Origin of the sequence: Pectobacterium parvum (genome assembly GCF_020971565.1) — a bacterium.
In the GTDB taxonomy this organism is placed as follows: domain Bacteria; phylum Pseudomonadota; class Gammaproteobacteria; order Enterobacterales; family Enterobacteriaceae; genus Pectobacterium; species Pectobacterium polare.
In genome coordinates this window covers 2,515,265-2,541,885 of record NZ_CP087392.1, presented here as the reverse complement: position 1 = coordinate 2,541,885, position 26,621 = coordinate 2,515,265, and the positions used below count along the sequence as shown (strand labels likewise).

18 protein-coding genes are annotated in these 26,621 nt (G+C 49.4%); 5 read left to right on the top strand and 13 right to left on the bottom strand.

Annotated elements, in window-relative coordinates; genetic code table 11:
• Nucleotides 1–220 precede the first annotated feature (220 nt).
• Nucleotides 221–1,195, top strand: a complete 975-nt coding sequence (gene cysB / locus LOZ86_RS11490; protein ID WP_039480849.1) for an HTH-type transcriptional regulator CysB — start codon at nt 221–223, stop codon at nt 1,193–1,195.
• Nucleotides 1,196–1,318: 123 nt separating this feature from the next.
• On the opposite strand, the gene LOZ86_RS11485 is transcribed toward cysB, so the two are convergent.
• On the bottom strand, nt 1,319–5,227 hold the full coding sequence (locus LOZ86_RS11485) for a hypothetical protein (RefSeq protein WP_230242024.1): 3,909 nt from the start codon (nt 5,225–5,227) through the stop codon (nt 1,319–1,321).
• Nucleotides 5,228–5,744: 517 nt separating this feature from the next.
• Between LOZ86_RS11485 and LOZ86_RS11480 the strand changes: the two genes are divergently transcribed.
• Entirely contained in the window at nt 5,745–6,035 is a 291-nt protein-coding gene (locus LOZ86_RS11480; protein ID WP_039480846.1) for a putative hemolysin, read from the top strand.
• 233 nt (nt 6,036–6,268) lie between these two features.
• Here LOZ86_RS11480 and LOZ86_RS11475 read toward each other — a convergent pair whose 3' ends face one another.
• The 3 genes from LOZ86_RS11475 to LOZ86_RS11465 form a co-directional block, all read right to left on the bottom strand.
• Nucleotides 6,269–7,261, bottom strand: a complete 993-nt coding sequence (locus tag LOZ86_RS11475; RefSeq protein WP_039480844.1) for a 2-hydroxyacid dehydrogenase — start codon at nt 7,259–7,261, stop codon at nt 6,269–6,271.
• A gap of 119 nt (nt 7,262–7,380) precedes the next feature.
• Nucleotides 7,381–8,934 carry a methyl-accepting chemotaxis protein gene (locus LOZ86_RS11470; RefSeq protein ID WP_039480841.1) on the bottom strand — a complete coding sequence of 518 codons (1,554 nt, stop codon included), beginning with the start codon at nt 8,932–8,934 and terminating at the stop codon, nt 7,381–7,383.
• Nucleotides 8,935–9,302: 368 nt separating this feature from the next.
• A complete protein-coding gene (locus LOZ86_RS11465; RefSeq protein WP_039480839.1) occupies nt 9,303–10,856 on the bottom strand; it encodes a methyl-accepting chemotaxis protein in 1,554 nt (517 codons plus the stop codon).
• A gap of 372 nt (nt 10,857–11,228) precedes the next feature.
• Here LOZ86_RS11465 and LOZ86_RS11460 point away from each other — a divergent pair, with 372 nt between their 5' ends.
• Complete coding sequence (locus LOZ86_RS11460) at nt 11,229–13,820, top strand: YdbH family protein (RefSeq protein ID WP_230242022.1); 2,592 nt, start codon at nt 11,229–11,231, stop codon at nt 13,818–13,820.
• 15 nt (nt 13,821–13,835) lie between these two features.
• Nucleotides 13,836–14,069, top strand: coding sequence for a YnbE family lipoprotein (locus LOZ86_RS11455; RefSeq protein WP_039480833.1), 234 nt, complete (start codon nt 13,836–13,838; stop codon nt 14,067–14,069).
• A gap of 59 nt (nt 14,070–14,128) precedes the next feature.
• Here LOZ86_RS11455 and LOZ86_RS11450 read toward each other — a convergent pair whose 3' ends face one another.
• Nucleotides 14,129–14,734 carry an FMN-dependent NADH-azoreductase gene (locus LOZ86_RS11450; RefSeq protein ID WP_039480832.1) on the bottom strand — a complete coding sequence of 202 codons (606 nt, stop codon included), beginning with the start codon at nt 14,732–14,734 and terminating at the stop codon, nt 14,129–14,131.
• Nucleotides 14,735–15,022: 288 nt separating this feature from the next.
• Here LOZ86_RS11450 and hrpA point away from each other — a divergent pair, with 288 nt between their 5' ends.
• Nucleotides 15,023–18,910, top strand: coding sequence for an ATP-dependent RNA helicase HrpA (hrpA, locus tag LOZ86_RS11445; RefSeq protein WP_039480829.1), 3,888 nt, complete (start codon nt 15,023–15,025; stop codon nt 18,908–18,910).
• A gap of 16 nt (nt 18,911–18,926) precedes the next feature.
• Here the strand turns inward: hrpA and LOZ86_RS11440 are convergent, their stop codons facing one another.
• The 8 genes from LOZ86_RS11440 to rstA all read right to left on the bottom strand — a co-directional run bounded on the left by LOZ86_RS11440 (nt 18,927) and on the right by rstA (nt 26,432).
• Nucleotides 18,927–19,766: an EcsC family protein gene (locus LOZ86_RS11440; protein WP_230242020.1), complete on the bottom strand. Its 840-nt coding sequence runs from the start codon at nt 19,764–19,766 to the stop codon at nt 18,927–18,929.
• 47 nt (nt 19,767–19,813) lie between these two features.
• Nucleotides 19,814–21,592 carry a sensor domain-containing phosphodiesterase gene (locus tag LOZ86_RS11435; protein WP_039480824.1) on the bottom strand — a complete coding sequence of 593 codons (1,779 nt, stop codon included), beginning with the start codon at nt 21,590–21,592 and terminating at the stop codon, nt 19,814–19,816.
• A gap of 461 nt (nt 21,593–22,053) precedes the next feature.
• A complete protein-coding gene (locus LOZ86_RS11430; protein ID WP_039513633.1) occupies nt 22,054–22,884 on the bottom strand; it encodes a trypsin-like serine peptidase in 831 nt (276 codons plus the stop codon).
• A 237-nt stretch (nt 22,885–23,121) separates the two neighbouring features.
• Nucleotides 23,122–23,424, bottom strand: coding sequence for a hypothetical protein (locus LOZ86_RS11425; RefSeq protein ID WP_039480819.1), 303 nt, complete (start codon nt 23,422–23,424; stop codon nt 23,122–23,124).
• A 205-nt stretch (nt 23,425–23,629) separates the two neighbouring features.
• Nucleotides 23,630–23,683: a hypothetical protein gene (locus LOZ86_RS21620; RefSeq protein WP_488656301.1), complete on the bottom strand. Its 54-nt coding sequence runs from the start codon at nt 23,681–23,683 to the stop codon at nt 23,630–23,632.
• 166 nt (nt 23,684–23,849) lie between these two features.
• Complete coding sequence (gene asr, locus LOZ86_RS11420; protein ID WP_039275212.1) at nt 23,850–24,206, bottom strand: acid resistance repetitive basic protein Asr; 357 nt, start codon at nt 24,204–24,206, stop codon at nt 23,850–23,852.
• 178 nt (nt 24,207–24,384) lie between these two features.
• Nucleotides 24,385–25,698 carry a two-component system sensor histidine kinase RstB gene (gene rstB / locus LOZ86_RS11415; protein WP_039480816.1) on the bottom strand — a complete coding sequence of 438 codons (1,314 nt, stop codon included), beginning with the start codon at nt 25,696–25,698 and terminating at the stop codon, nt 24,385–24,387.
• Nucleotides 25,695–26,432: a two-component system response regulator RstA gene (gene rstA / locus LOZ86_RS11410; protein ID WP_039480814.1), complete on the bottom strand. Its 738-nt coding sequence runs from the start codon at nt 26,430–26,432 to the stop codon at nt 25,695–25,697. The genes rstB and rstA overlap by 4 nt, the downstream gene beginning before the upstream one ends.
• Between the last annotated feature and the right edge of the window lie 189 nt (nt 26,433–26,621).

The window sequence follows — 26,621 nt, the reverse complement described above, 5'->3', positions numbered from 1 at the left end:
AATAATGCGGTTTACCTCGGTGATAATCGCCTGCACCGCGTTCTTTATCGCTGCCGCCATGCAAAAATGGTTATATAAAAATAGTTTTTATGATTTAATGACATTAATTGATGGAAATATGCGCCAGGTGGTTAAGGCGCAATCAAAATCAATAAAACGGAACGTCGTCAGAACGTCGTGAGATGCCACGTGCACACTTCAATTGGGAATGGGATAAATTATGAAACTACAACAGCTTCGTTATATTGTTGAAGTTGTTAATCACAACCTGAATGTATCTTCTACCGCAGAAGGGTTGTACACCTCCCAGCCGGGGATCAGTAAACAGGTCCGCATGCTGGAGGATGAGTTGGGCATTCAGATTTTTGCCCGTAGTGGAAAGCACCTGACACAGGTGACACCCGCCGGACAGGAAGTCATCCGCATTGCACGTGAAGTGTTGTCGAAAGTCGATGCCATCAAAGCGGTTGCTGGAGAACATACTTATCCTGATAAAGGGTCGCTGTATGTAGCGACCACGCATACGCAGGCGCGCTACGCGTTGCCAAGTGTCATTAAAGGCTTCATCGATCGCTATCCTCGCGTGTCGCTACACATGCATCAGGGCTCGCCGACGCAGATTGCTGAGGCCGTTGCGAAAGGCTCTGCGGATTTTGCTATTGCGACCGAAGCGCTGCATTTGTACGACGACCTGATCATGCTGCCGTGCTACCACTGGAATCGCGCGGTGGTAGTCAAACCAGATCACCCGTTGGCGTCTAAGACAGATATCACCATCGAAGATCTAGCAGCTTATCCTATCGTCACCTATACCTTTGGTTTTACGGGGCGCTCCGAGCTGGATACCGCGTTTAACCGCGCCGGCCTTACGCCGCGTATCGTCTTTACCGCAACGGATGCCGATGTCATTAAGACCTACGTGCGTTTAGGGTTGGGTGTAGGGGTGATTGCGAATATGGCGGTCGATCTACAAACGGAAACCGATCTGGTGACCATCAACGCGAACAGTATCTTCAGCTACAGCACGACGAAAATTGGTTTCCGCCGCAGCACATTCCTGCGTAGTTACATGTACGATTTCATCCAGCGTTTTGCGCCGCATTTAACGCGTGATGTCGTCGATACTGCTGTTGCGCTGCGTTCAAATGATGAAATAGAAGCGATGTTCAAGGACGTCACGCTGCCAGTGAAATAGTAGGACGTGAAATACTTGCCATATGTATGGAATAGGGTCACCCATGAGGGCAGCCCTATTTTTACCTTTGTTGGTAGGGCTTAATTAATACAATATGAATTGCAGATACTGATTCATTTCGTATCAATGTACCTCTCCCTGTAAAAAATGATGTTCTCGAGGTTTTGTTACTATTTCAGGAGGCTGAGAATTAATTTTTCCGTGAGCTATTTTAACTTTATCGCTCGTGGTAACAAAGGCATCGGTATAACCATTAGGGCGCAGAATGATCCCTTGAGAAAAATGTGCTACGACTTCATTGTTAAAACCTATATTGAATGCAATTTTCCTTTCCCTATTCACATTCCCTCTCCTTTTTAATAATTGAGGATAGTCGGTTATAGTTATTTCTATAACACCTCCATTCTTAGAAAGGTATTTCTGAATGCTTTCTGTTTTTTCAATTGGAGAGTCTGATTTTTTTATATCTTTTATTCCTAATGGTTCCATGTTTTCTTTATAAATCTTAACCGAACCATTAAAAGATGATTTATTCTTTTCCTTCGCGAAATCATATGCCGCCACATATCTGTTACGCCAGGGGAAAAATGTTACACTGGTAGGGTTGTGTTTGTACATATCCACATGGAATTGCCAAATTGATTTTTCTTCTTTGGAATTTATTTTTTCATTCCACTCAATTGCAGGAATTTCTATATATTTATTATCATGTTGTTTTTTATATTTCATTGTTAGTGTGACATCAATACGAGAACCTATACTATCGTTTTTAGAAAAACCAGGGTTTTTAATATTTACTTTTTCAATAGACCATGCTGCGTTTAATTGCTTTATGCCTGATAACTCAAGACCAGATTGAGTCATCAATAGACTATCTGCATTCACTTCGGAGATATGTGATGATAATAAACCATTTTTACTTACAACATTAACCACATTAAATTCATAATTTTGATATTTTACATACACTTTATCGCCATTATCTAATTTGATGAAGGGATGACCTTTACGTTGTTCAATCTTGATAAGTTCAAGGTTATAATTAATATATTTATTTCCGTTAGTACCTGTTCTCACTCCCATGTGGTCTGGAGCCGATAAAGTGTTCGCATCCACATTTTTAGCAAACATATCAGGTGTAATTTTCTGTTCCAGATATCTTTTACTCTCAGTCATCTCAATGTTAACCGGAGAAATCCTAGAATTTTGAGATGAAAGTATCGAGCCTCTTCCCACAAGGACTTCTCTTTGTATATTTTTAATCTGTGTACTTACTGGAATAGGAATAGGAACAGGTTCGAGGTTTCCCATACTATCAAGAAAATATTTCCCCCCAAAATTTTCCCCTGTTTCAATATTTACGCGTGCATAAATATTTTTCTCTCCCTGCTTTCCAACAATAGTTACGGGATGCTGTAATTGTGTTTGTGGTAATGAAGCCATGATAACGTTACTTGGTGGATTATGCGGCAGCTTATCTAAAACACCCGCCGAGATAATATTTTTTGCAAATTCAGCCGTTTTTTTATCGCTGGAGAGTAGGTCTATCACGCTGTTACCTAATTTTTTACTGATACCTGTGACCAGCCCAATACCGGGATCAATAGCGTTGAGTGAGTTTTTCCCTAGCTGGGCTAGTTCTTCAGTTGCTGGCAAGTTAATTTCCCGCAACAGATTTTTACCCGCAACGTTCATACCGTTCTTGCCTACTGTAAATGCGCCACTAACCCCCCCCCTGACAAGTCCCATCCCAAATTTTCCATTCAGGCTTGCGACTGATCCAAAAACAGAGATAAATGAAATCGCATCGATAAGACATGCAGGAACAGCATGCTCAATGTCTTTGTTTATAATTCCTTCAACACAGTCATAAAAAGGAATGATATGCTTAACGACACTCCATATTTTTTGGATGTCAGATTTATCATTGCCTGCTTCATAAAGCGTATTATATAAAATATCTCGATGTTTATTCCTTAGGTAGTCTGTGATTAATACTATATGATTAACATCACCAGTAATGACGGAGTCAGTTTTCGCTACGTTAAAACAGTTAATATCCCGACTATCTTCGATATTATCCCATGTGAATTTATACTCACTAAAAATTTCGCCAAAAATCCCATTCTTTATATACTTTCTGATGTCAGAGTCTACTCTTATAATTCGATATCCATTATCAAAAGTCTTATCTCCCTTTAAGGCATATGTCCTTTCTTCTTCTCCTTGTGAAACTACAAATAAATCTGTATTTTCTACATAGTGTTTTTGGGATGGGGAAATATGACCGGGCTGCAACAGTTGAACATAGGCATTTGCTGGCTGTATGCTAGAATTTGGTGAGGAAATAAATTCACATTCTTCTTCTGGTAGTGTACTGAACGCTGATAAAATAAGATATTTATCAATCTCCCCAAAACGGTTAGCAACGTCTGACGTGATTTTTTGGTATTCAGTATCTAAATTCTTTGGCGCACTTTTACAGGAAAGACTCATACCATTTAAATAGCTTTGTTTTGAAAAATTTACAGCTTTTTCTCTTCTTTTTTCCGGAGTGAGGATAGCATCGGCTATATTAGTGATGCCTGACTTAAGAGAGTGGGTGGGGCATTTTTCTATAATATTATCTGCTAATTTTCCTTTTCTAACCCATTTTTTAGTTGATGATATATACTCATCATATTTCTTTTCTATATCTTTTTTTATTTCACTTGTTTTTTCTCTGTACTGAATATAATCGTTGACAGCATTAAGGTGGTTAATGTTTTTTTCTTTCTTTAATGAAATTGAATTTTTGAAAAATAAAGCTGGTACGCTGTAATAAGGAAGGTCATCTTCCTTAACCCCTTCTCGAGCAGCTAAATCCCACATTTTTTCACCAGCATTCATTGCTTCTTCAGATGTATATTCCTTAATTGAGGTTTCTTGAAAAAAACGTGATCCTGAATAGAGGTGAGCAAAATTATAATCATTTAATGGCATACCTTCTAAAGATCTATCACTGAATTTTAGGAAGGGCATTTCTTCTGTCAAGAAATGATACCACATGGTATTCAATACCCCCAATTTTGATGAAGGGATTCTGTTAAGATGTAAATACTTATCTTCAAGTAATTTGTTTATAGATAATAAATAATAAACGCCGCTGACAGTATAATATCCCGGGTAGTCATTCTCTGCTATTTTATTAAGAATGTAGTCTACAGGAAACATGCCTAGTATATTATTGAATGTCCATTGACGAATTGCTGATTCTGCCTGAGAAATGGATATTTTCTCATGTTTTTCACCACCCCACAGTCCATTAGCAGCTAAAATATTTCTGGCTAGTTTTTTTACTTCTTTTTTATTACCTGTAATGCCATTGTCACCACTAAATAAATAATCCGCGACGGCGGAAATTAGCTCTTCTTTGGTTAATTTACCTTTTTCGATAATATTTTCTTTACGAAGTAGTTTTGTGATTTTATTGTTTTCCCTCTTCATTGAGGGAGATGGTATATATCTCTGACTATGTCTGATCTTTTCAATATTTCTATGAGTGCCGCTGTTTTTATTTTCGCTAACAGGATGAGCATCTGCCCCAGGAAATTTCAATGGATCATGTTGAGATATAAAATCACCAACCTTATATATTGCATTTATTATTGGGGTTAGGGGTGTGCTGAGATCAGCATTATTTCTGTCAGTAAGGATGGAGTATTCAGAGCTTGAAGGTATCACAGTATCTCTGAGTATGGAGACAGGGCTGTAAGGCCGTGATGAAAGTGGGAAATCGGTAAGCCTAATTTGACTGAGCAGCATGATCAAAGGAGCAATTATGCTCGGCTGATGGAAATTCCTTGAGCTTGATGACCTATTAAGCTCTTCATGGGAATGTATACTCTGGTAAATATATTCCCAAAAATAGAGTATGGTATCTGGGATAGCTGAGGGGTTTGATTTTTTCTCCCTATTTTCCCTGAAAGTTTTGTGAATTTTATTTTGGTGAGAACCGATTGAAGATCTGTGTTGTGATGGAGATACTGGCATGATTAACTAATTCACTTTTTAATAAAAAGATTTAATACAATTTTTACACCTACATTGGTATAGACTAACAACTATTTTGATTGTTTTTTTGTACAGAAATAGCTTCTGTCAGAAAAAATTAAATGTTTTTCTATATTTCGACGTTAATATCTAATGGTGTTATGTTATGGTTTTATCTAAAAAATGTATTAAAATATTCGTCCGCTCAGATGCCAGTTTTATTTTTTTATTCTCCGTGACGTGGCCCTTGGTTTTGTTGCCATTTAGCTGATTATCTGGCTCAACGGGCATAAAATCATTTGCCATGACTACAGTGCGACCCCAATAGCTGGTGAATTTGGTTCTTTTTGACGAACGATTTTCGTCAGTTCCGACGTAGAACCCCTTATAGCATTTATCAATGTGTTGCCGAAGAGTGTTATGGTGGATATAGTCCTTGTCTTAAAAGTCTGTTCGATAGGTGTTGATGCCAAACGTGGTATCAGAACTTTTGCTCCACCCGATCCGAGGCCAAAACATGAAATTATTGCCATGGCTATGTACTGCCGCTGCGCTCCTGCTGGCAGGATGCAGTAATCATACTGATAACACTGTCGCTACCCAGCAAAACGCCACGCAAAATGATGACACAAGCACCGTGGTGTTGCTGAAAAGCAGTTCGCCGGTTGACGTTAACTGTACGTTGATTGGTGGAACGATGGCGATTTCCCGGCAGCTTGATGGTGCGAGCGTGGGGGCCTGTCAGTTAGCCAACGGTAAACGCTGTAGCGAACAATCGCTGATGAATGGAAGTTGCCCGGCAGGGTGAGGATTGCGGCAGTCAGCACTGCCGCAATATACCCGTCATACTTCAAGTCTCATGTGCGTTGGCTGCGCTCAAATACTCGGCCCGTCGTGGGCCTCGGCCTGAAGGGCCGCTGCTAGCAGCGTTCAAATCTGCTCCCGGCAGATTCGTCACCCGAATCACTTACCTGAGTAAGCTCATCGGGATTCCTTTTCTTGCCGCCTTCCTGAAACCCTAATTATTTAGGGTATAGAAGGTCAAGATGTAACCAGATTTTCGCAAGGCACGTTCTGGCTGATGTCTTTCAAATTCTGTAGCGTGGTTTGGGAAATGCTGATTAGTGCCTCTTCTGTCAGGAACGCCTGATGTCCGGTAAACAGTACGTTGTGGCACGCGGATAAGCGGCGGAAAATATCGTCCTGAATCACATCGTTGGATTTATCGGCAAAGAAGAGATCGCGCTCGTTTTCATAAACGTCCATACCCAGCGCGCCAATTTTCTGCTGCTTCAACGCGTCGATAGCAGCCTGTGAGTCGATCAGTCCACCACGGCTGGTATTGACGATCATGACGCCGTTTTTCATTTGCGCAAAGGCCGCCTGATTCAGCAGATGATGATTCTCCGGCGTCAGCGGACAGTGCAGGGAGATGACGTCCGCGTTGGCGTACAGCGTTTTGAGATCGACGTACTCCGCCCCTAATTCCAAGGCCTGCGGGTTCGGATAGGGATCGAAAGCCAGCAACCGCATGCCAAAGCCTTTCAGGATGCGCATCGTGGCGATACCGATTTTTCCTGTGCCGATAATGCCCGCCGTCCGGTTGTGCATATTGAAGCCAATCAGCCCCTCCAGAGAGAAGTTCGCGTCGCGAGTACGCTGATAGGCGCGGTGAATGCGGCGGTTAAGCGTCAGCATCAGGCCGACCGCATGTTCGGCGACAGCTTCAGGGGAATACGCGGGAACGCGCACCACGCTAATACCCAGTTCCTTAGCGGCTTCCAAATCGACATTGTTAAAGCCCGCACAGCGCAGCGCCAGCGTTTTAATGCCCAACGCAGCCAGTTCAGTCAACACCTCGCGGCTACCGTCATCGTTCACAAAGATGCAGACGGCCTGACAGCCCGCGGCGGTTTTCGCGGTGCGCGATGTCAGCATGAAATCAAAAAACTCCAGCTCATAGCCAAACTGCTGATTGACCTGCTCCAGATATTTACGGTCATACTGCTTAGTGCTGTAAATTGCCAGTTTCATTGATAGTTTCTCCGAAAAATCCTTAGGTTAAGCTATCAGAAAATTGGGCGGTGACAAACCGTTACCTGACTGACAGTAACGGTTTGAAATTGAGAGGCAATAATAGCGTAAGACCGATTTTAGCGAGACGTACTGAAAACCGACACGGCTTCGGACATTGTGGAGATCTGCTGTTCCAGACTGTTAATGGCAGAACTGGAGTGCGTGGCCAAAATGGTGTTCTGGCGCGTCAATTCATCAATGTTGTTCACCGCAGAATTAATCTGCCCCAGCCCTTGTGATTGCTCTTGTGTGGCCAGGCTGATTTGATTCACAAGCTGCGTGACCTGCTGCACCTGAGTCAATATATGGTTCATCGACTGACTTGTGTGGCTGACCAGTTTATCGCTGGTGTGGATGTTGGCGATCGTGGTGTCGATAATCGCCGCGATGTCTTTGGCGGCGGCGGCGCTACGCTGTGCCAGAATACGGACTTCCCCCGCAACCACGGCGAAACTCTTGCCCTGTTCTCCGGCGTGAGCGGCTTCTACTGCTGCATTAAGTGCCAGAATATTGGTCTGGAACGCCAGATTATCCAACACGCTGATGATGTCGGTGATCTCTTTACTGGAACGGGTCATGACCGCCATGGTGTCCGTGACCTGATTGACTGCCTTCTCTCCTGCATCAACGGCCTGATTGGCATCGTTCGCACAGCGTGTCGCCAGTTGAGAGGCAGAAGCATTACTTTGAATCGTCGCCGTCAGTTCTTCCATTGATGATGCGGTGGATTGCAAGCTTTGCGCGGTATCCTCACAGCGCTGGCTTAGCGTGTAATTCCCGGAAGCAATCTCGCCGCAGGCGTGGCGCAGTTCGGCCAGCTTGCCGTTGACATCATCGACAAACGTGCGGAAATTCATGCCGGATTGGTTGACGGCGCGTAATAACATGCCAACTTCATCCACGCGATTAAGTTGAAACGAGTTGTCCGCCTGCCCGGATGCGGAATTAATAGCCTGGCGTAGAATCTTTTCCAGTGGTTTTGCCAGATGTTGAACTAATAATTCACTGGTTATTGTCGCGCCAGCGAGTAGTGCCAGAACAAAAGTTAATAGCGGTGTGGTGAGTGGAAGGGTCGCCAATAAGAAAAGAAGCGCAAATAGCATGAAAAGGAAAACGTAGCTTCTTATCCGCCACCGTATGGGGATGACGGTAAATAAGCTAAGAAGTTTTAGCGGCCCTTTATAAATCAATAGTCCCTGAAAGAGCTGGCGGTTTTTTAATTTATTCTCGTTCATTTGGTGGTAAAGCGCTTCTGCTTGCCGAATCTCTTCCTGTGAAACGCGGGTTCTCACCGACATATATCCTGTGATTTTCCCTTCCTTCATCAGCGGCGTCGTACTGGCTTTTACCCAATAATAGTCGCCACTCTTGCGGCGGTTCTTGACGACGGCCGTCCAGATTTTACCTGCCTTCAGCGTTGCCCACATGTCGGCAAACGCCTGCGGGGGCATGTCCGGGTGGCGCACGATATTGTGAGGTTGGTGGAGGATTTCCTCAAAGTCGTAACCACTGGCATCAATAAAATCGTCATTGGCATAAGTAATATGGCTATCGGTGGTGGTAACCGACATCAGCTTGGCTTTTTCATCTAATAAATACTGAATATCACTGACCGGAAAATTCTTACGCATTTATTGATCCTTTTAGTATAAGCAAGCATAAACGTAATGTTTTTAGATCCATTAGCGAACGGAAAAGCGGTTAATGCTATTTAATTAACGGCAATCTTCACGAAATACTTAGCGAGGAGACTTATATATTCTTACTAGTTTCGCCCGTTATTTTTTCTTTAGGAAATCGTTATTTTTGTTTAGAAAAGTCGTTGCCTAACCCAACTCGCTACCAGAGCACGCGCCGATGACCAAAAGCATTCATTTGTTAAGTATATTATGACTCTGCGAATTTGCACTGTGGCCAACGCATGTTAAAGAAAGGGAAAAATGATGAGGAAACAGGGCGACGGACGCCCTGATAGGAGCGCCCGTGAGAATAAGATTAGCTAGCGGGAAAGGCTGAAGACAGAGGCGGCCTGCACCATGCTTGATATCTGCTGTTGCAGGTGATCGGTGGCCGAATGCGACTGACTGGCTAACGCGGTATTCTGATGCGTGAGTTCATCGATGCGGTTTACCGCTTCATTAATTTGATCTAGCCCCTGAGATTGTTCCTGCGTTGCGAGGCTGATCTCATTCATCAAATTGGTGACGTGTTGAACCTGCAGCAGAATATTGCTCATGGATTTATGCGTGTGTGAGACCTGCTGTTCGCCGGTACGAATACTATTCAGTGTTTCGTCAATAATGGTCGAGATATCGCTGGAAGAAGAGGCGCTACGCTGTGCCAACGAACGCACTTCACTGGCGACCACCGCAAAGCTCTTGCCCTGTTCTCCGGCATGGGCAGCTTCAACAGCAGCGTTCACGGCCAGAATATTGGTCTGGAACGCGAGATTATCCATCACGCTGACGATATCCGTAATCCGTTCGCTGGAACGGGTGATCGTCTCCATCGTATCGGAGACCTGGCTGACAGCCTGCTCACCAGAGTTCACCGCCTGATTCACATCCTGCGTATAGAGTGAGGCCTGAAGTGAGGCTTCCGCATTACTTTTTATTGTTGCAGTGAGCTGTTCCACGGAGGCGGCGGTTTGTTGCAGGCTTTCTTCCGTTTCCTCGCAGCACTGTGCCAATGTATGGTTGCCTTGCGCGATTTCATTACAGGCGTTTTTCAGCTCGCTCAGATTGGTGTTCACATCGTCCACGAAGGTACGGAAATTCATACCGGACTGGTTTACCGCGCGCATTAACATGCCAATTTCATCCACGCGATTAAGCTGCGTCAGGTTGTCTGCCTGTCCGGCGGCGGAACGCATGGCCTGAGCCAGAATTTGCTCGATAGGACGGGCAACATGGTGTACCAGAAGCTCACCACTGACAAAACAGCAGGCGATAAGTAGCGGGAAGAGGATGGAAGCCAATGCGGTTCCCGGCAGCAGGGAATAGGCGGCGATGAGCGGAAGCAGGCTAAAGAGCAGAAAATAGCTGCGGATGCGCCAGCGTAACGGCATGGTTTTAAAAAGACTCAGGATGCGCAATGGCCCAGTATAAATCAGTAGGCCATGATGGAAGGTACGATACTTCAGTTTACCTTCGTTTGCACTGGCATAGAGCGCCTCGGCTTGACGAATTTCTTCGGGTGAGGCAACGGTCCGCACAGACATATAACCCGCAATTTCACCGCCTTTTCTCAGCGGCGTGGTGCTGGATTTTACCCAGTAATGGTCGCCATTTTTGCACCGATTTTTCACAATTCCCGTCCAGATATTGCCCGCGCGCAGCGTTTTCCACATATCCGCGAAGGCGGCTGGTGGCATATCCGGGTGTCGGATAAGATTATGGGGCTGCCCCATCAGCTCATCAGTGGTATAGCCACTGACATCAATAAAATCTTTGTTCGCGTAGGTAATATAACTTTCTGGCGTGGTGACCGACATGAGTCTGGTTTTTTCAGAAAGAGGGAGTTGGCGGTCAGTTACAGGGGTGTTATTACGCATAAAGCAGTCCTTGATATGCTGTGTCCGAATACTGATTTAACATGAGGCATACCCACGAAAATGAATCAGCGGATAGCGGTAATGATTCAGGTTGCTCATTGCTTTTTTTAAGGCGATGCGGGCAAAAGGAGATAATCCTGATATCCACCCGTAAACGCTTTGTTCATGATGAGATAACGTGATTCATTACAAAATATAACCTCAATTAAACATTTTACCACGAAAGGGTAATGAGTATGTACGCACAATAATGATAAATGTGCGTTAGATAGGTTTATTTGTTAACAAATGGAGCGATTTGTGAATGAATAACCGGCAGGGTTATACAGGACGAATTTTACCGCTATTGAACAGGATGCTTAACTCGCGCCAATGATTAAAAAACGTGCACTTTCAGTTACTTTCCTGCTCGCCGCACTGCTGTTTATTTCCTGGCGAGCACTGCCACAGTGGCTACCGCGCCTTGCTAACCTCTGGCTCCCGACGGAGATGTCTTTGGTCGTGAATGGGACGCCTGGCTGGCAGGGCGGTGGGCTGGATAGCGCAGGGGTCAGTCTTATGGCTGGGGAGTGCATGCTTGTTGACGTACGGAATATGACGCTGCGTTGGGATAGCTGGAGATGGCATGTCGACATTGATGCCGTGACGTTAAACAGCGACTGCCTACAGTATGTGCCAGCAAGCAGCAGCACTGAGCCAGCGGCGCAGTTGGCGCAATGGCAGCAGCGATTGCCTGCGGCCGATATTCAGGTGAAGACGTTTACGTTACAGCCTTGGCAGGATTACGCCGGACAGGTGCGACTCAGCAGCGACGGCAAGCGGCAACAAACGCTGGATTATCAGGGCGATCAACTGGCGTTTAAGGCAGAACTGAACGATAAACGTCTGACCCTGCATGAGAGCATGATCGCAACGCCAGCGGGGTTCGCGCGCCTGCTAGTCAGTGGTGATATGGAACTGGCCGATACGCTGGATGCCGCACCGGTGAAGGGGCGGCTCACCGGAAAACTGGATTCAGGGCAAACGCCGGATCCGCTTTCGCTTCTGCTGGATTGGCATCATCAAGCGGGTGAATTGGTACTGAATGCGGCGAATGATGAGACGCCGCTGATATCGCTGCCGTGGCAACTGACGGATGAAGTGATTCAGGTGACTAACGGTGTCTGGCGCTGGCCTTATGCCGATCAGCCCCTCTCCGGACAGATAGCCATGACATTACAGCACTGGCGACAAGGGCTGGATGCCACCACGATTAACGCGCGGTTGAACATGCTGACGCAAGGGCATAATGGCAAGGCGAACGCCGTGTTAGTGCTGGGGCCGGGCAATATCGGTCTGCTCAACAGCGAATTGCGCTTTCAGCTTACTGGGCAAGCAAACTTACCCGCACTCTCCCTGACGGCGACGCTGCCGGGGGTGTTGCAGGGCTCGATTCTCAATCCCGAACTTTCTCTTTTACCCGGAGCGCTGCTGCGTGCCTGGGGAACGCCTGCGCCGCAAATTTATCTTGAAGAAGCGCGCTGGCCGCTGGCGGGCGTCCGAGTCAGTGCAACGGGCGTGAATGGACGATTACAGGCGATTGTGAAGGCGCGGGAAGCGTATTGGGGGCGTTTTAGCTTGCACCTTGACGGTCAGGCACAGGATTTCTGGCCGGATCAAGGGCAGTGGCAATGGCGTTATTGGGGCAATGGTCAGCTACCGCCGCTGAAAGGTCAGTGGGACGTAGCCGGTCGAGGCCAGTGGCAGGATACCCTGATAGAAGTCACCCAGCTGTTGAGCGGCTTGGATCAGTTGGGCTATGGCATTGTGACGGTACACCAGCCCCGCCTGACGATCACTGAGCCGATCCGGTGGCAGCGTGCTCGTTCCGGCGAACACTTTCAAGGCGCGCTGCAACTGGCTTCCGAACGGGCACACTTCAGCTACGGGGGCTACTTGCCGCCTTCGTTGCTAACGCTGGCGATGCAGGGGCGTAGCCCGGATGATTTCCAGCTACAGGGGCAGCTACAGGCTGAAGATATCGGGCCGGTCAGGCTGCGTGGCCGCTGGGAGGGGGAGCGACTGCGCGGGGGGGCGTGGTGGCCGACACAGCCGCTTAAGGTGTTTCAACCTCTGCTTTCTCCGCTGTTGAAAATGAACATCCGCGCCGGACAATTTTACGCGCAGGCGGCATTCTCTGCCGCACGTAAAGAAGGATTCATCGCAGGCGGACACTGGGTGGTGAAAAATGGCGGACTGTGGCTACAGGATGGTGAGGTGAGCGGCGTCAACTTTGTCTTGCCTTATCGTCTGAAAGATCAGCGCTGGCAACTGGGCGTCAAGCAGCCTGTTGCGCTGCGAATTGACGTGCTGGACAACCTGTTTCGGATGAGCAATATCCGCGTCGATCTCCAGGGTTTTTACCCGTACAGTGAACGACAGCCGCTGGTTATGTCTCAAGCCGATATGGACGTATTAGATGGGCATATTGGTCTGTCTACGCTACGCTGGCCACAGCGGGAACCCGCGCTATTCACCGTTAAGAGTGTGGATCTTAGCGAACTCATGACGGTGCTGAAGCAAAAGCAGCTTGCCCTGTCCGGGCGCGTGAGCGGCACGCTTCCGCTGAATTTTAATCACCCGACCACGCTGATTGAAGGCGGACGGATTACCAATGATGGTTTTCTGACGCTGCGGCTGGATAACCAACTGGCCGATGAGTTAGCGAGTAAAAATCTGGCCGGCGGGGCGGCGATTGGCTGGCTGCGCTATCTGGAAATTGGGCGTTCCTATGCCACGCTTGACCTGACTAATCAGGGCGAGTTGACATTAACGTCGCAGGTGCAGGGGAAAAACCCGCAGCTCAGTGCGAAACGCCAGGTGATTCTTAACTATCGCCATCAGGAGAATATCTTCCAGCTATGGCGCAGCTTGCGTTTTGGCGATAACTTGCGGGATACGCTGGAGCAGCAGGCCAATGAATAAATTCAAGGTAGAACAATGAACAAGTGCGAGACATTGCTGGCGGTAGGTTGCATGGTCGCGTTCCTGACGGGATGTGTGCCGCGCATCGAAGTGGCTGCGCCCAAAGAGCCGATCACCATCAATATGAACGTGAAGATCGAGCATGAGATTCACATCAAAGCGGATAAAGAGGCGACGCAATTGTTGCAAAGGTCGGACAATGCGGCTGGCGATGAGATAAAGAAAAGCGCGCCGGAAGGCGCGCAATAATTAAACCAAGTCAATCAATGGCAAGGTCGGTAACACTTATTCGTATGAACAAGGATTCTTTATGCGGTGACCAGCTGAGACAGCTGAGTTTTTGCCGCGTCGGTGGCTTTCTGTGCCACATCCGGGCCGTAGCCGTAGCCTTCAGCGAACACAAACTCAAGGTCGGTCAGGCCGAGGAAGCCCAGGAAGACGCGCAGGTACGGTTCCAGCAGATCGGTTGGTGTGCCTTTATGGATGCCACCACGGCTGGTTAAGACGATAGCGCGTTTACCTTTCACCAGACCTTCTGGGCCTTGCTCGGTGTAGCGGAACGTCACACCAGCACGGGCAACCAGGTCGAAGTAGTTCTTCAACTGAGTCGGAATGTTGAAGTTATACATTGGTGCAGCGATCACAATAATGTCATGCGCCTGCAGTTCGGCGATCAGTTCGTCGGACAGTGTCAGTGCTTCTTGTTGACGTGGGGTCAGGGCAGCATCGGAAGGACGCAGAGCGCCGACTAATTCGCCATCAAGAACCGGAATCGGTTGAGCTGCCAGGTCGCGGACGGTGATACTGTCGCTTGGATGTGCAGACTGCCACTCGGCGGTGAAGTGGTCGGCCAGTTGGTTTGACTGAGAATAACCTGCCAGAATGCTTGATTTCAGAACCAATACTTTGCTCATTGCCAATTCCTTTAGTGATTGAAGTGGGCGACAACATAACGCCCCTTGATGCGTCACATCTTATGCGGTGATCTGCAAAGAGAAAAGTGCAAATATTCGAGGTCTTTATTCGATTTTCTTGAATAAGACAAAATGGTGCTATTAGAGCGATTTATGACAATGTGCTACTATCCACGGCTTAAAAATTTCGTGCCTTGAAAGTAGATTAGGCTCCATCGAGCCAGATTCGGCGGCGAGCATCGCCCCGGCAGAGACAAGAATTAGAGAAAACGATTAAGGAAGAGCAACGTGAAATCACCTCTCAGTGCATTATCTACGCAGTTAAGTGAGCTAATGCTTCGCGATCGGCAACGTCTGCGCCGCCGTTTACAGGGCGCGGCGAAGGTCAGCAGCCCGCAGGCTCAGGCGGCGATCGCTCAGGAAATTGAGGGGGAAATCGCTGCCGCGCGCCAGAAAGTCGAGAACCGTCGGGCAAGCTGTCCGACGATTCACTATCCTGAACAGTTGCCCGTTAGCCAGAAAAAAGACGAGATACTGGATGCGCTGCGTCATCATCAGGTGATTATCGTCGCGGGTGAAACGGGATCGGGTAAAACCACGCAGCTGCCGAAAATCTGTCTCGAACTGGGGCGAGGGGTACACGGTCTGATCGGCCACACGCAGCCGCGTCGTCTGGCAGCCAGAACCGTTGCTGACCGCATTGCTGCCGAGCTGGAAACGCCGCTGGGTGGCAGCGTCGGTTATAAAGTTCGTTTTAACGATCAGGTGGGTGACAATACGCTGGTCAAACTGATGACCGACGGTATTCTGCTGGCGGAAATTCAGCAGGATCGCCTGCTGATGCAGTACGACACGCTGATTATCGATGAAGCGCACGAACGCAGCCTGAATATCGATTTTATCATGGGCTATTTGCGCCAGCTGTTGCCAAAGCGCCCTGATTTAAAAGTGATTATTACGTCGGCGACCATCGATCCGCAGCGCTTCTCTCGCCACTTTAATAACGCACCGATCATTGAAGTATCCGGCCGGACCTATCCGGTGGACGTGCGCTATCGTCCCGTGGTGGAAGACGCTGATGACAGCGAGCGCGATCAGCTACAGGCGATTTTTGATGCGGTCGATGAACTGACGCGCGAAGGGCCGGGGGATATTCTGGTCTTCATGAGCGGTGAACGAGAAATTCGTGATACGGCAGAGGCGCTGACCCGTCTGGACTTGCCGCATACCGAGATCCTCCCGCTGTACGCGCGCCTGTCGAATCAGGAACAGAACCGCGTCTTTCAGTCACATCACGGCCGCCGCATCGTACTGGCAACCAACGTGGCGGAAACCTCGCTTACCGTGCCGGGGATTCGCTATGTCATCGATCCGGGCACCGCGCGCATCAGCCGCTACAGTTTCCGTACCAAGGTCCAGCGCCTGCCGATTGAACCTGTCTCGCAGGCGTCGGCGAATCAGCGTAAAGGACGCTGTGGCCGTGTCGCCGCTGGGGTGTGTATCCGTCTCTATTCCGAGCAGGATTTCCTGTCGCGGCCTGAATTTACCGATCCTGAAATTCTGCGTACCAATCTGGCTTCCGTTATTCTGCAAATGACGTCGCTGGGACTAGGTGATATCGCCGCGTTCCCGTTTGTTGAAGCGCCGGATAAACGCAATATTCAGGACGGTGTGCGGCTGCTGGAGGAATTAGGCGCGATTAATCTGGCAGAGAACGGGCATTACCGCCTGACGCCGCAGGGGCAACAGCTGGCGCAATTGCCGATCGATCCGCGTTTGGCGCGAATGGTGCTGGAAGCGCGTAAAACCGGCTGTGTGCGTGAAGTGATGATCATCACCGCTGCACTGTCGATTCAGGACCCGCGCGAAAGACCGATGGATAAGAAGCAGGCATCGGATGAGAAACACCGCCGTTTTGCCGATAAAGACTCCGATTTTCTGGCTTTCGTCAATCTGTGGGATTACCTGCGCGATCAGCAAAAAGCGCTCTCATCCGGCCAGTTCCGCCGCCAGTGCCGCACAGATTTCCTTAACTACCTGCGCGTGCGCGAATGGCAGGATATCTACACGCAACTGCGTCAGGTCGTGAAAGAACTGGGGCTGCCAGTCAATAGCGAACCGGCCGATTATCTGAGTATTCACTGTGCGCTGCTCACCGGCTTGTTGTCGCATGTCGGGCAGAAAGATATTGAGAAACAGGAGTTCAGCGGTGCGCGTAACGCGCGGTTTGCGATTTTCCCAGGCTCGGGGTTATTCAAAAAGCCGCCTAAGTGGACGATGGTGGCGGAACTGGTGGAAACCAGTCGTCTGTGGGGACGCATTGCCGCGCGTATTGAACCCGAGTGGATCGAGCCGCTGGCTCAGCATCTGATTAAACGGAGCTACAGCGATCCTCACTGGGAGAAAGCGCAGGGCACGGTGATGGCGCAGGAGAAGGTGACACTCTTCGGGCTGCCGATTGTCGCGGCGCGCAAGGTGAACTACAGCCAAATTGATCCGACGCTGTCGCGTGAAATGTTCATCCGCCACGCGCTGGTGGAAGGTGACTGGCAAACGCATCACGCTTTTTTCCGCGCCAACCTCAAGTTGCTTGCGGAAGTGGAAGATCTCGAGCATAAATCGCGCCGCCGCGACATTCTGGTGGATGACGAAACCCTGTTTGCTTTCTATGACCAGCGGTTGCCACACGATGTGGTGTCGTCACGCCATTTTGATACATGGTGGAAAGCCGCCAGCCGGGACAACGCTGACCTGCTTAATTTTGAAAAGAGCATGTTGATTAAAGATGGCGCGGAGAAGGTGAGCGCGCTGGATTATCCGAACTTCTGGCATCAGGGCAGCCTGAAATTGCGCTTGTCCTATCAGTTTGAACCGGGCGCGGACGCCGATGGCGTCACGGTACACATTCCTTTGCCTATTCTCAATCAGGTGCGTGAAGAGGGCTTTGAGTGGCAGATTCCCGGCGTGCGCCGCGAACTGACGATCGCGCTGATTAAATCATTGCCTAAGCCGTTACGTCGTAACTTCGTGCCCGCGCCGAACTATGCCGAAGCGTTTCTGGCCCGTACCACGCCATTAGAGAAAGGACTCTTGGATGCGCTGGAGCGTGAACTGCGGCTGATGACGGGCGTCACGGTGCCACGCGAGGCATGGCAGTGGGATCAGGTGCCCGATCATCTGAAAATTACGTTCCGCGTTATCGATGAGAAGAATCGGACGCAGCGAGAAGGCAAAGATCTGAATGCGCTGAAAGATCAACTCAAGGATAAAGTGCAGCAAACGCTGTCATCTGTCGTGGATGACGGGCTGGAGCAGCGCGGTCTGCACGTCTGGAGCTTCGGTTCGCTGCCGGATTGCTATGAGCAGAAGCGTGGCGGCTACTCGGTTAAAGCCTATCCGGCATTGGTGGATGAAAAGGATAGCGTGGCTATTCGTCTGTTTGACACGCCGCATCAGCAGCAGCAGGTCATGCGGCAAGGGCTGCGCCGCCTGTTACTGCTAAACATTCCGTCGCCGATCAAATATCTACATGAAAAGCTGCCAAACAAGGCGAAACTCGGCCTCTATTTCAACCCGTACGGCAAAGTGTTGGATCTCATCGACGACTGCATCGCTTGCGCGGTGGATAAGCTGATTGAATCATCCGGTGGCCCGGTCTGGCAGGAAGAGGCCTTCCAGCAGTTGCATGAAAAAGTGCGGGCGGAGCTGAACGATACGGTGGTGGATATCGCCAAACAGGTTGAGCAAATCCTGACGGCGGTCTTCACCATTAACAAGCGTCTGAAAGGGCGTGTAGACATGGCGATGGCGCTGGCGTTAAGCGATATCAAGAGCCAGATGACCGGTCTGGTGTTCCGTGGCTTTGTGACCGCAAACGGCTGGCAGCGCCTGCCGGACGTGCTGCGTTATCTGCAAGCGATAGAGCGCCGTCTGGAGAAACTGGCGCAGGATGTCCACCGTGATCGAGCGCAGATGCTGAAAGTGGAGCACGTTCAACAGGCGTGGCAGCAGTGGTGGAATAAACTGCCTGCGGAGCTACGTGACGACGACGATGTGAAAGCGGTGCGCTGGATGCTTGAGGAGCTGCGCGTCAGCTACTTTGCTCAGCAGCTAGGAACGCCGTTCCCGATCTCGGATAAGCGCGTTTTGCAGGCGATGGAGCAGGTAGAAGGGTAATTTTCTCGGTATCACATCAGGTCGGCAAGGGCTGCTTTTTGATCTCAAGGTAAGCCGACCTGATGGCTTCTTCACCATACTGCTGTTCCAGACGTTTTATGATGAAATGACCTTTCGCCATGTTTTGGTAGTGGTGAATAAACAGCGTATTAATGGCTGCACCACTGGCAGCCCCAATCACCGGAGCAATCTGCGCGGCCATTTTTTCCGTCATGGTTACGCCCAGTCTGGTGGCGACTGCATCAATCAATTTTGCCAGCGTTTTTCCTGCCTGTGAGGTGCTCATTCGAGTAGACGCTTTCCCTGCGCTTTTCTTGCCAGCAATGCCGATTAATTCGCGGCTGGCATGTCGGGTGATATCGGCCAGAACGGCGCGTGACGTGTAATAAGCAGAATCGGCAGCGTCGTCGCTGTCTTGTGTCCCACCGAGCGCGAAAACCTCCACACAGGCGGCTTTGACGGAAAGATTAGTGAGGGAGAAACCTTCGCTGCGGGCAATATCCGCCACGGAACGCATCATGATTGTGGTGCTGATAGGCAGTTCAACCAGCAGGCCCGCCGCGCCAAAAAAACCGCTGACTGCACCGGAAGCGGCAACGACCAGCTTGTGTGTCTTTGGTGATGCCACGCGGTCAGGCGCATCGTCCAGCGTATAGAGTGCGGCGTCTACCGCTTTGTAGAGTGCGGAATGAACCACATCCTGTATTTTATTTCTCACCATGGCGGGTAGCTTCGACAGACTCCATTCAATCGGTTTTCCAACCAGATTTGCTGCCTGTATGGTAAAAGAGGGGGCTTCCAGCAGCGCCATGGCCTGTCTGATGGCGAGCGCATCCTGCTGAGTAAGAAGAGTCATAGGCGTTCTCCGTACCGTTGGTTGAATAGCCCGCCTGACGGGGGATGTTATGCAGACGTTTGTGACGAGCGCGTCGTTAACCAAGTGGTGAACGCATCAGGAGGGATAGGCCGGGAGAAATAGTAGCCCTGGACTTCATCACACCCAAAATGAGCCAGGTATTCGAGTGTTTCCTTATTTTCTACGCCTTCCGCTAGCACAATGTAATTCAATTTGTGCAGCATGCTGATAACGGATTGCACAATGACGCGGCTTTTGCGGTCAGTTTTTATATCTTTAATCAGCGATTTATCCAGCTTTATCACCGTAGAGGGAATATTGCGCAGATAGCTCAAGTTGCTATATCCCGTACCGAAATCATCAAGCGCGATAGTAAATCCGAGCTGTTGCAGCGTTTGGATTGTCGCGAGCGTCTCAGTGCTTTCGATGATTTTCTGCGTCTCGACACACTCAATGTCAATGTCCTGAGGTGTGAGGCCGTGGTTCTCCAGAATGGTGATGAGGCGTGGGATAAAGTCATTCTCGGAAAAATTTTTGGCAGAAACGTTAATCGACACGGGGAACGTTAGCCCCTCCTGACGCCACTGCTTCACCTGACATGCCGCTTCTCGGGTGACCCAGTCCGTTAACGGACGCATCAGCGTCGTACCTTCCGCGAGCGGAATAAACTGGTCAGGATAAATTTCACCTAACTCGGGGTGGCGCCAGCGAATCAGCGCTTCGGCACCAATCACAGTGTTGGTCTTGATGTTTAATTTCGGCTGATAAACCAAATAGAGGCCTTGCTTCTTGTTCTGTAGCACATCGGCCAGCTCATTGAGCAAGGTAAAGGCGATTTGTTGCGCTTTATCGGCCTCTGGGTCGTAGGCAAACTGGCGAATATTCTTGGTGATGGCAGTGTGCAGTGCACTCATTGATTCACGCAAGATTTGCTGCGGCTCTTTGGCCGGAATCTGGAATTCGGTGTAACCAACGAAGAACTCCAGCTTGAGCGGAATATGGCTGGTGATACTTTCATGAATCCGCTCAGCACAGGCGTCGAGTTCCGCCAGAACTTGCTCCTTCCTATCTGCCTTCACCAGCAGGGCGAAACGGCCTACGGCGGCAGAGTACAGATTGTCTGATGAATTTAAGCTAAGACGTAAAAAGACTCCGATATCTTTCAGCAAGCCTTCTACGGTTGGCATACCCAGCGCACATCCCATTTCATAGGCGTAAGAAATGTCGATGGTATCAATCAGAATAAGCAGGTAGGGCTCGTGAATGTCGGTAATGTGACTAATGTCGTCAATCAGACGCTGGCGATTGGGCAACAGTGTGACGGCATCAATCAGCCCAATCGCGTTGCGGTATTCCATTAGCACCATCGCAATCGTTGCTAAATCATGCAGTAGCCGCAGTTGGATCTTGCTGAAGGTGCGTGGAATACAATCGATGACGCTGAACGTACCGATGGAATAGCCGCCTTTGGTTTTCAGCGGTACACCCGCGTAAAAACGGATAAAAGGTTCGCCGGTTACGTAAGGGCTGTCTTTAAAACGGTCGTCCTGAGTGGCATCGGGGCAGATAAAGGATTGACCCGTTTGTACGGTAAAATGGTCGAAGGAACCGATTTTATCCATATCATCCAAAGGAAAATGGGTTTTCGCTTTAACATGCAGAGATTTAGAGCCGGTTAATGTGACGAGTGCCGTGGGGGTTTCGAGCAGTTGGCAGGCCATATTCGTGAGTTTGTGAAGAATATCGTCTTGAGATGTATCGGTTTTCTGTAATTCGTCGAGAGTCTGCATGCGTTTTTTTTCGTCATGGCTCAAATGTTTTAACATGTAGACTCTTCCTTTCCGCAATAATAATCGCGACAACATCAATTTAATTTAACGGCGACACAATAACATAGAGGCTAAAAATTGAGGTAACTTATTATATCACCTTTATCTTTCCGTGACGGATCTGAGACTTTCTTGTCTTAAATCGTGTTTTCGCTTTTCAGTGTATTGTATGAATTTATGTTATTTTCACATCGCTTGCGAGCAGAGATAGACAGTTTTTTTGAGAAAGTGCTCTGAAAATAAATGGGGGTCTAATTATAAAAACCGGCCTCTCTCATAAGATAGAAATAACATTCTGATAATTGTCACGTTGCTATGGGGTGACAATATGGATGATATAACCTATATCTCTGATAAGAATAGAACAGATATTTATTTATACCATGAAACGATGGCGTCAGGCGGTATCCTGAATAACGGTTTCCGCCTGATGGTGGGTTTCTGTGGGGACATCAGCGTTATTTTGGCGATCGTAGTTTTGTCAATGTTTCTAACTGCTGGCGAATGGCGGTAACGGAAACCGCATGATTATCGGCCTGGTCGCGTTCGCTGGCGTCGGGGGCTGAGCTTTGGATGCCCATGAGTACCCAACCTGTGGCTGAATTCAGCATCAGCGGAGAGCCGCTATCGCCAGGTAGCGTGTCGCACTGGTGCGCCATAACGGCGGCGTGAACCCAACCAGTGATCAAACAGTTTTGATGGCGATAAAGCGTTTCCTGATGATCCTCGGGGTAGCCCGCCTGCGTAACGCGCTGACCGTTATCCTTCAAGGCCTGCATCAATTCCTGGCGGCTGCCTTGCCAGAGCGGGAGTGGGCGAATGTCAGGTGGAGTTTGTTTTAACCGAATCAGAGCGTAATCCAGCGGGGCAGCTGACGGGGGAACAATCCATCCCTCGCCGTCGGCTTTCAGTCTTTTGGCGAGCGTTTTATTCGCCAGCGCTTCAATTTCCGTTGTTTCATACCGCCAGCCATTTTCTGTCGCCAGAAAGCGCAGCGCGACGGGTTTATCTATCTCACCTTTCGGTGGCGTGACTACGCAGTGCCCGGCAGTCAGCGCCAGATGCGGGGAAATCAGCGTTGCGGTACAGAGGTTGCCGCTGGCGGTTTCCAATTGCCCAATCGCTTGCCACGGCCAAATCGCCGTGTCGGGAACGATATCTCGATCGTCATGGTTAAAGAATAAGATTTGTTGCTGCTTCTGCGCGGCGGTATCCGTTGGTGAGGATTCTGCCCAACTGAGCGGGGCGATAAATGATAACGAACATAACAACCAGGCTGATATGCGCATGCAGTGAATAAACCTTATGAGAGAAGCCATCTTGAGGCGCTAAATATAGCGCGTTGAATTAACTATAGATGTATTTGTTGGTGAGGGACTGAAAATTAAAATGTTATCGAGTGTAAAAGGCGTCGGATAACATCATTGCGCTTATTTCATCATAATACCCCAATGCTCAAAACGCGACGCCACGATCTGAAGTGGCGTCGCGTTTTTACATCAACAGTACAGCGAATGACACCTGTTTTATTCGTAGCTGACGATCACGACACGCGCATCTGAACTTAACGTTTTCGAACTCACCGAGCCGATGCCTTGCGGCAAAACAGCGTGTTGCGAGCTGTTTTTCATGTGTAGCGTTTGTATTTCACCTTGTCGTTCACAGCTGACGGTCACATTATTTGAGCGTGTTGTCACATCACAGACCGGTTCGACGACGGCACCCGAAAAGCGGATGATACCGGACGATGAAGAGGAAGAGGCGAAGGTATACGATGTTGCAGCCAGCGTGCTCAGCAATAGGGCAGATATTTGCAGGGTTCTTTTCATTATACAGTTCTCGGTATTGCCCGGAGTGTAATGATATAAACGGCGATGAGTGATAAAACTTTACTGCTCCACACTCTTTATTTAGCGAGTTGTCTACATTTTTGACGTTTAATGTTTTTATTTTTGACGTGTAATGTTTTGGACGTTCAATAACCTCATGATTAATAGCGGTGCGATTAATCACGGCGTGATGCAGTCCCTGCAACTAGAGGAAAAAACTCAGGGTGACAATGCCACAGAGCAGAACGAGGGATAACATAATTTCAAATGAGTAACGCCGCATCATTCTCTCGTCCCCCATGAAATAAACACCCGGTAAACCGGGTGTTTAATGATTGTTCTACGGCAAGCTCTTAGCGATAGATTTCAAATAGGGCTAACCGAAAGTGACTCCTTCCCTGTAGGGAAGGCGTGGTGCTTACCGATTACGCTGCTGGCGTAGTGGTCGCTGGTTTTGCCGTTTTGGCTTTCTTCACGTGTTTCTTGGCAGCCTGCGCTTTCTGGGCAGGAGCAGGTTTGGCTTTCTTCACGTGTTTCTTGGCAGCCTGTGCTTTCTGAGCAGGGGCTGGCTTGGCTTTCTTCACGTGTTTTTTAGCGGCCTGCGCTTTCTGGGCAGGAGCTGGTTGAGCTTTCTTCACCTGTTTTTTATGGTGAGCGGCTTTAGCCGGAGCAGACGTGGTCGCCGTAGGCTGAGCTGGTGCGCTGGTTACGGTATCCGCGGCAAACGCTACAGAGGACAGACCCAGTGCCGCACCTGCGATCATAACTAATACTTTATTCATCTTCATTTCCTCGTTGTCTCATTCACGTTTCGTAGCCCTCAGTTGGGCTGGTAGAGAGAGAATAGGAGAAACAGCGGACGGCTTCAGTGAGTGATTGGTTTCGGCGTGTAACCTAATGTACAAGCCAGAAAAAGTGGGAAAGACAGGGAAAAACGGCGGGATTACCGCCGTCTCAGTGCTAGTGCTGAACGGCGATTGCGGCCTGCGTTGTTGCGGTTTTTACCGGCCAGCAAAAACGGAAACGGGCGCCGCCGAGCGGGCTGTCATCCACGGTAATGCTGCCGTCGTAAGCCCGGGCGATAGCATGAACAATCGCCAGCCCCAGCCCACATCCGCCGCTGCTGTTCTCGATACCCGCTTCCAGACGGACAAACGGTTCAAACACGCTTTCCCGTCTGTCGGGCGGAATACCGGGGCCGTCATCTTCGACTTGCAGACACGCGATGTGCCCGGCGTCGGATGTCAGGCTGATATGCAATCGGCTGTGGCAGAAGCGCAACCCATTGCCGATCAGGTTATTCAGCACTCGTTCCATCAGGCGTAAATCGAGCGCCCCAATCCGTGCCGAATGGGGCATGTCCAACGAGATGTGTTTGTCAGGGTGGATCAGGCGGAAATCGTCAACTTTTGCCTGTAGCCACGAAGGAATATCAATATCGGCAAGATGCAACGTCACCTGCGGTCGGTCGAGTCTGGCATACGTCAGCAGCTCGTCAATCAGCGCTTCGAGTTGACCAATATCCCGGTTTAACGCCTGCTGCTCGTCTTCTGTCAGGTTGTCGCTCATGGCCAGCCGATAGCGCAGCCTGACTAGCGGCGTACGCAGTTCGTGCGCAATATTGTCAATCAGCTGCTTTTTGCTGTTGATGAGCTGGTTCAGGTTATCCGCCATGCGGTTGAAGGCGACACCAAGCCGGTACAGGCTTGAGGTGCTATCGAAATGAATGCGCTCCTCCAGATGACCATCCCCGAGGCGCTGCGCGGCATTCTCCAGTTTTAGCATGGCCTGCCAATGTGGCCGCATCCAGAGGAAAACTGGCAGCGCCAGCGATAGTCCGATGAGCATCACCAGCAGTAAATCCAGCAGCCGCATTTCATGCAGGAAGAACAAATAAGGAATAGGGCCGACGGCAAGAACATAGTGGCTGCGGGGAATGCGTTGGATAAATGTGTATTCGTCATCCAGCGCGATAATCTCTCCCTGATTCAGACGCTGCCGATTCTTGGGGCTCAGCGCATATTTGCTCACCGGTTCGATGTGCAATTTGAATGACAGGTTTAAATCAAGCTGGCTGATGGTTTTATGCCAGTCGCGAGGCGGAATCGCGCGCAGCTCATTACGAATGAGATACAGCGAGCTTTTCATCAGGTCATCCATCGACTGACGTCCGGCGCGTTCGGCCGTGACTTTATAGACCAGCCCGACTAAAAGTGTCATGACGACAAAGCAGGCGAACAGCAATAGAAAAAACTGGACGAACAGCTTTCTCATAGCGTGACGCTCTCCCAGGTGTTGGGGGCAAACAGATAACCTTTGTTGCGCACCGTTTTAATGCGGAACGGCTCCAGCGGGTTGTCGTACAGTTTCTTACGCAGGCGGGAGATCGCAACGTCAATGCTGCGATCCATGCCGTCGTAGGTCACGCCGCGCAGATTTTTCAGCAGCGCATCCCGATCCATGATGTGACCCGCATGGGTCGCCAACTGCCAGAGCAGATCGAAATCCGCGGTGGATAACACAATGTGTTCTTGCCCTAATGTCACTTCCCGATTGACCGGATCGATACAGAGCAGGCCGAAGTGCAGGGATTTGTGCACCTGTAACGCGGCGGGCGCAGCATTTTCCGTCACGGCCTGTGTCGTCGCAGCGTATTGCCGCAAATGCAGACGCAGGCGGGCGAGCAACACGGCGGGCGGTGTAGTTTTCAGAATGTAATCATCGGCACCCATTTCCAGCGCCAGAATATGATTCATATCGCTGTCCAGCGAGGTCAGCAGCACAATCGGGCCGCTGTACTGTGGCCGCAGTTCCCGACAGATTGTCATGCCGTCTTTGCCGGGCAGCATGATGTCCAACAGCACAAGGTCGGGCTGCTGCTGTTCAATAAAGGCCAATGCCTGATCGCCCCGCGCTTCAACCTGAACATCAATGTCATGCTTGCCGAGGTAAGCGGCGATCAATTTTCCCACCTCGGTATCATCTTCTATAAAAACAATCTTATGCATGGTATCTACGTTATCCCCAACTCACTGTTGATAGCATAGCCTGATGATAGGCGATAAACGAGAAATGAAGCGTAAATGGGTGTTAAGTGTTTGTTTGCTTGCCCAAATTAGATAAGCTCCGGAGCGTGCTTTTTTAGGCGATATCGCACCTGACTCTCGGCATTTAACGAGAGCAGTCACGACATAATG

What these genes read in the sequence shown, in the direction of transcription:
- LOZ86_RS11455 (WP_039480833.1), top strand. Translation starts at nt 13,836, where the DNA reads ATGAACAAGTGCGAGACATTGCTGGCGGTAGGTTGCATGGTCGCGTTC.
- LOZ86_RS11475 (WP_039480844.1), bottom strand. Translation starts at nt 7,261, where the DNA reads ATGAAACTGGCAATTTACAGCACTAAGCAGTATGACCGTAAATATCTG.
- cysB (WP_039480849.1), top strand. Translation starts at nt 221, where the DNA reads ATGAAACTACAACAGCTTCGTTATATTGTTGAAGTTGTTAATCACAAC.
- rstA (WP_039480814.1), bottom strand. Translation starts at nt 26,432, where the DNA reads ATGCATAAGATTGTTTTTATAGAAGATGATACCGAGGTGGGAAAATTG.
- LOZ86_RS11430 (WP_039513633.1), bottom strand. Translation starts at nt 22,884, where the DNA reads ATGCGCATATCAGCCTGGTTGTTATGTTCGTTATCATTTATCGCCCCG.
- LOZ86_RS11470 (WP_039480841.1), bottom strand. Translation starts at nt 8,934, where the DNA reads ATGCGTAAGAATTTTCCGGTCAGTGATATTCAGTATTTATTAGATGAA.
- LOZ86_RS11480 (WP_039480846.1), top strand. Translation starts at nt 5,745, where the DNA reads ATGAAATTATTGCCATGGCTATGTACTGCCGCTGCGCTCCTGCTGGCA.
- LOZ86_RS11435 (WP_039480824.1), bottom strand. Translation starts at nt 21,592, where the DNA reads ATGTTAAAACATTTGAGCCATGACGAAAAAAAACGCATGCAGACTCTC.
- LOZ86_RS11485 (WP_230242024.1), bottom strand. Translation starts at nt 5,227, where the DNA reads ATGCCAGTATCTCCATCACAACACAGATCTTCAATCGGTTCTCACCAA.
- LOZ86_RS11425 (WP_039480819.1), bottom strand. Translation starts at nt 23,424, where the DNA reads ATGAAAAGAACCCTGCAAATATCTGCCCTATTGCTGAGCACGCTGGCT.
- asr (WP_039275212.1), bottom strand. Translation starts at nt 24,206, where the DNA reads ATGAATAAAGTATTAGTTATGATCGCAGGTGCGGCACTGGGTCTGTCC.
- LOZ86_RS11465 (WP_039480839.1), bottom strand. Translation starts at nt 10,856, where the DNA reads ATGCGTAATAACACCCCTGTAACTGACCGCCAACTCCCTCTTTCTGAA.
- LOZ86_RS11460 (WP_230242022.1), top strand. Translation starts at nt 11,229, where the DNA reads ATGATTAAAAAACGTGCACTTTCAGTTACTTTCCTGCTCGCCGCACTG.
- LOZ86_RS11450 (WP_039480832.1), bottom strand. Translation starts at nt 14,734, where the DNA reads ATGAGCAAAGTATTGGTTCTGAAATCAAGCATTCTGGCAGGTTATTCT.
- rstB (WP_039480816.1), bottom strand. Translation starts at nt 25,698, where the DNA reads ATGAGAAAGCTGTTCGTCCAGTTTTTTCTATTGCTGTTCGCCTGCTTT.
- LOZ86_RS11440 (WP_230242020.1), bottom strand. Translation starts at nt 19,766, where the DNA reads ATGACTCTTCTTACTCAGCAGGATGCGCTCGCCATCAGACAGGCCATG.